The organism is Chitinophaga sp. GbtcB8, assembly GCF_019091455.1.
Lineage (GTDB): Bacteria > Bacteroidota > Bacteroidia > Chitinophagales > Chitinophagaceae > Chitinophaga.
Genome location: NZ_JAGXJN010000257.1, coordinates 1 through 253 on the forward strand (window position 1 = coordinate 1; position 253 = coordinate 253).

Below are 253 nucleotides of genomic sequence, written 5' to 3' on the forward strand. Positions count from 1 at the left end.
AAGAGCGGCAATATTATCGAGATACTGGAACACGAAAGGCCGGTCCAGACCGAGCTGTGCCCGTAACTGCGCCACCGCATTGGGGTCGACCGCCCCGCCGCTCTGCGACAGGAGAGCCAGTGCCGGGTCCCCCGGCACCAGCCGGAGTCCAAGGAACACAAGCGTCACGATCAGAAAGACAAGGAGGACCGAACTCCCCAGCCGTTTTAAAAACCACATCGAGAACCGGTCCTCCTTCTGCCTCAGCCTTCAA

Annotated in this window: 1 pseudogene; it reads right to left on the bottom strand. The window is 60.1% G+C overall.

The features are described 5' to 3' along the window. A pseudogene (locus KVT36_RS31855) lies at window positions 1-219 on the bottom strand (hypothetical protein); the annotation flags it as partial. Window positions 220-253 lie beyond the last annotated feature (34 nt).